This is a genomic window from Bacillus haikouensis, from assembly GCF_013179555.1.
GTDB classification, from domain to species: domain Bacteria; phylum Bacillota; class Bacilli; order Bacillales; family Bacillaceae_B; genus Rossellomorea; species Rossellomorea haikouensis_A.
Genome location: NZ_JABMCR010000307.1, coordinates 1 through 4421 on the forward strand (window position 1 = coordinate 1; position 4421 = coordinate 4421).

Consider the following 4421-nt stretch of genomic DNA (forward strand, 5'->3'; position numbering starts at 1 on the left):
GCATTCACACAAACGGATATAGCATCTTACGCTTCTGAAGGCACTCAGATGTTCTCAGATAATAAAGTTGAAAATGCACGAGGAATCGCCACTTTATACCCTGAAACAATTCAAATTGTGACAACGAAGGGTTCCGGCATCAAATCAGTAGAAGATTTAAAAGGGAAAGTTGTTTCAGTAGGTGAAGCTGGATCAGGGACTTTGCTGAATGCTGAACAGATCCTTGAAATCCATGGATTGAAAGTAGAAGACCTTGAAGCACGCAACTTATCTTTCGATGATTCAACAACAGGAATTCAGGATGGTACAATTGATGCAGCATTCATCACCTCAGGTACTCCAACTGGTGCGGTTGAAGGATTGGCTGCAACAGAAGATATTACAATCGTACCTGTAGAACAGGCGAAAGCTGAAGAACTAATTGAAAAGTATCCTTACTATGCAGCGGATGAAATTCCTGCAGGTACTTACAGTAAAGTGGATCAAGCAATCCCGACTGTTGCAGTACGTGCAATGTTAGTTACAAATGCCGACATTTCAGAAGATGTTATCTATGATGTAACAAAAGCAATCTTTGAAAATACAGATCAGATTACTCATGCCAAAGGTGAACTTATCAAAGCTGAAAATGGCTTAAAAGGTATGGGAATCGAATTGCATCCGGGTGCAAAGAAATACTTTGATGAAAAAGGTATTTCAGCTGAATAATAAACCATCCCGAGATGAACAAAGGATAGGCCGCTTATCACGGTCTATTCTTTTGTTTTGAAGAAATGGAAACGGTGGAGTTCTTATGAAAGTGAAATACCTGATAGGGGTCACTATCCTTTTTCTTTTATCATTGATCTTTCTTCCTTTGCAGACTGTCCTTGTGATGGAACCAAGAGATGGTAATGGAATTCCTGCTTATTTCTCGATCAGCAAAAATAAACCCTTCTCAATTCAATATACACATTCAATACATCTTTCAGAGGTAGAGGAGATATACCGCCAAACCACTTCACATAACATTCAGCAAACAAGCCTCTTGTATGAAGACACAGCAATTGGGATGCCTTCCAATGCAGAAGACGATGAAGTATTCGAGAGGACAGAGGATGGAAGATATCTTATCTCGAATATGGACAAGAGATTCCCTTATATCGATATAAGAATCGGACAGGTAGTGGCTAATCACCGGCTTGTCTATGAGGACCAAGTGTATCCCTTGAAAAATTATTTCAAGGAGGGCTCTGTCGTAAGAGTCCAATATAAAAAGGTATCATTATTCAACAAATGGAAAGGAGTGATTGTTGTTGGAAAAGGATAAAAAGTTCGAATCACTTACTGCAGAACAACAACAAGAATTATTAGAAAAATACGACCCTGAATCTTCAACGAGAAAATTGGAACATGGCATGTTTAAATGGATCATTTTCTTTGGTCTGCTGGCATTCTCATTATTTCAATTAACAGCATCCATTTTTCAATTCATCCCTAGGCAATTATTGCTATCCATACATTTAGGGTTTGCGTTATCCCTAGTATTTCTTCTTTTCCCTGCGAGGAAAAAGAATCTTAAAAAGAATAAACTGGCTTGGTATGATATCGTTTTAGCAGGAATCTCTGTAGGGATCGGTGCTTATTGGCCGATCATGCAGGACGAAATCGTAAGCAGGGTAGGCATCATGACCAGCCTCGACTTTTACGTAGGACTTGCGGCAATCTTATTGGTGCTTGAAGCAACAAGACGTGCAGTGGGAATGCCGATCACGATCATTTCTTCTGCTTTCCTTCTGTATATGTATTATGGCAGACAAATGCCGGGATTCCTCGCACATAGAGGGTATGATTTAGACGATATCGTCAAAACGATGTTCTTTACTTCAGAAGGAATTCTGGGTACGCCGTTATATGTATCAGCTACATTTATCTTCTTATTCCTTTTATTCGGAGCATTCCTTGTGAAAACTGGCGTGGGTCAATATTTTAATGATCTCGCGGTTTCTATTGCAGGTAAACGTACCGGGGGGCCGGCGAAGGTTGCCATTTTCTCGAGTGCCCTGCAGGGGACCATCAGCGGAAGTTCGGTTGCAAACGTGGTAACTTCCGGTTCATTTACGATTCCGATGATGAAAAAACTCGGATACAAAAAGGAGTTTGCTGGCGGAGTAGAGGCTGCAGCTTCTACCGGCGGTCAGTTAATGCCGCCGATCATGGGGGCTGCTGCATTCCTGATGGTTGAATTCATCGGCGGAATCTCTTATTGGGATATTGCGAAAGCAGCTGCCATTCCAGCGGTGCTGTACTTCACGGGTATTTGGATAATGACTCACTTTGAAGCTAAGCGTTTAGGTTTACGCGGACTTTCTGATGAAGAAATGCCGAACCGGAAAGAAGTACTGAAGAAGATTTATCTGCTGCTTCCCATTTTGACAGTCATCATTCTTCTTGTGAGCGGAATGAGTGTCATGAGAGCGGCACTTTGGTCAATTGTTGCGACCATCGCAATCAGTGCGATCCGTAAAGATACCCGAATCGGGTTCAAAGATGCTGTCGATGCTTTAGTTGATGGTGCTCGAACCGCACTGTCCGTTGCAGTTGCAACTGCAGCAGCCGGTATTATCGTAGGTGTTGTAACGAAGACAGGGTTAGGCTTAACATTAGCCAATGGACTTGTTGATCTGGCAGCTGATTTAACCAATTCAGCTCAGGGTAAACTTCTTCTTACTTTATTCTTTACCATGGTGGCGTCGATCGTGCTCGGTATGGGATCACCTACTACAGCAAATTATGTCATTACATCGACGATCGCTGCGCCCGCAATTATTTTATTAGGTGCACCGGAACTATCAGCTCATTTATTTGTTTTCTATTTTGGAATCATTGCGGATATTACTCCACCAGTTGCTCTTGCAGCTTTTGCAGCAGCGGGGGTATCAGGGGGAGAGCCGATTCGAACCGGAGTCAATTCAGCAAAGCTGGCAATCGCAGCCTTCATCATACCGTATATGTTCGTACTTTCACCTGAATTGCTGATGATCGATACAACCATACCCCGATTATTATGGGTAGTATTCACAGCAATAACGGGTATGATTGCCATCGGAGCGGGTATGATCGGTTACTGGTACCGCAGATTATATCTGATCGAACGATTCCTCCTTGTGGCATCGGGTCTGATGCTGATCTATCCAGAAGGAATGACCGATATCATCGGATTAATCTCATTCGGAGTATTACTGGCTGCACAATTCTTCTTCAAAAGAGAAGACAAGCGTCCAAAACAAGCAACAGCTTAATCATATAAGAGGGTGGACTTCACCGTTCACCCTCTTTTTAATGGCTATTTCCGTAAAGTCCTCTGCTCTTTAATAATGGATATGCAGCTAAAATATGTTCAACCCGGAAAGTCCTGAGTTGCTTTCTAAGGAAACAATAACTCACAATACTGTCCAAATTCACTCTCTTGACGATGATCTTCCTTTTAGTCAGTTGCTGATGTGGGGCCATATAAATGATCTCAATCGGGAACTGCTCATTCAAGGAACGGATCAAAAGTTTGTTCATGCTGACCATCCTTTCGGGCAAGGTATTATCATTCTACTCGAACATCTGTTCTTGTATACATTTATGCTAAAAAATGATTGACATTTCTGCAATCCAAGCTATAATAAAATATGTAGTTTTAATAAGATCTGTTAGCTCAGCTGGGAGAGCATCACCTTGACAGGGTGGGGGTCGGGGGTTCAAGTCCCTCACAGGTCATAAATGAAAAGCCGCAATCCAATACAAGTTGGAATGCGGCTTTTTTCTGAGTTTCCTTATAAGAAAGGCAAAATAAAAAAACTGCAGACAGCTGTCTGCAGTTTTTTTATTCATCAGATGTTAATTCTTCTTCAAAGAAAAACGTTCCAGGATGCTCTTTGACGATATATGAGTAGCGTTTCATGTTTTTAACGTACTGGGATTTTAAGATGGTTACCGTTTCGCCGGTTTCTTTTATCGTGACAGCAGATCCATTACTATACATGCTTTTGGTGGATTTCATATGACACTTCCTTTCAACTCCTTTTATTATACCATATAAAAATTCATTAGAAATAGTGGGGAAAATCAAGTGGTATGATCATAAGTCGTCTGACTTTATAAAGCATGTTCTTGTTGACTTGATTATTTCAGAAAATCCTGTTATTCTATAGAAGAATTATTTTTGTCCGGTATACGAGGGAAGAACAAGATTTGGTTTTCACCTGATATCGCAAGAATAGTAATACATTGTGTGGTAAGCACACACTAGGAGGCATTTTTCATGGAAAATGGTAAAGTAAAATGGTTTAACGCAGAAAAAGGTTTTGGATTCATCGAAGTAGAAGGTGGAGACGATGTATTCGTACACTTCTCAGCGATCCAAGGTGAAGGTTTCAAATCACTTGACGAAG

General features: G+C 41.1%; 6 protein-coding genes and 1 tRNA gene. 5 read left to right on the top strand and 2 right to left on the bottom strand.

The features are described from left to right. From HP456_RS20305 to HP456_RS20315, 3 genes are all read left to right on the top strand, one after another. Positions 1-708, top strand: a 708-nt coding sequence (locus HP456_RS20305) for a TAXI family TRAP transporter solute-binding subunit (protein ID WP_172254489.1), incomplete at its 5' end; no start/stop codon positions are given. 85 nt (positions 709-793) lie between these two features. Next, positions 794-1309 carry a DUF1850 domain-containing protein gene (locus tag HP456_RS20310; protein WP_172254491.1) on the top strand — a complete coding sequence of 172 codons (516 nt, stop codon included), beginning with the start codon at positions 794-796 and terminating at the stop codon, positions 1307-1309. Continuing rightward, complete coding sequence (locus HP456_RS20315; protein WP_172254493.1) at positions 1296-3281, top strand: TRAP transporter permease; 1986 nt, start codon at positions 1296-1298, stop codon at positions 3279-3281. Before HP456_RS20310 ends, HP456_RS20315 begins: the two co-directional genes overlap by 14 nt. Positions 3282-3318: 37 nt before the next feature. On the opposite strand, the gene HP456_RS20320 is transcribed toward HP456_RS20315, so the two are convergent. Next, on the bottom strand, positions 3319-3549 hold the full coding sequence (locus tag HP456_RS20320; RefSeq protein WP_172254495.1) for a WYL domain-containing protein: 231 nt from the start codon (positions 3547-3549) through the stop codon (positions 3319-3321). 125 nt (positions 3550-3674) lie between these two features. Between HP456_RS20320 and HP456_RS20325 the strand changes: the two genes are divergently transcribed. Continuing rightward, positions 3675-3747: transfer RNA gene (locus HP456_RS20325), tRNA-Val, on the top strand. Between the two features lie 106 nt (positions 3748-3853). Here HP456_RS20325 and HP456_RS20330 read toward each other — a convergent pair. Further along, positions 3854-4030 (bottom strand): hypothetical protein, encoded by a 177-nt coding sequence (locus HP456_RS20330; protein WP_172254497.1) that lies wholly within the window; start codon positions 4028-4030, stop codon positions 3854-3856. Between the two features lie 261 nt (positions 4031-4291). Here HP456_RS20330 and HP456_RS20335 point away from each other — a divergent pair. Continuing rightward, the coding region (locus HP456_RS20335; RefSeq protein ID WP_172254499.1) for a cold-shock protein at positions 4292-4421 on the top strand (130 nt) is incomplete at its 3' end.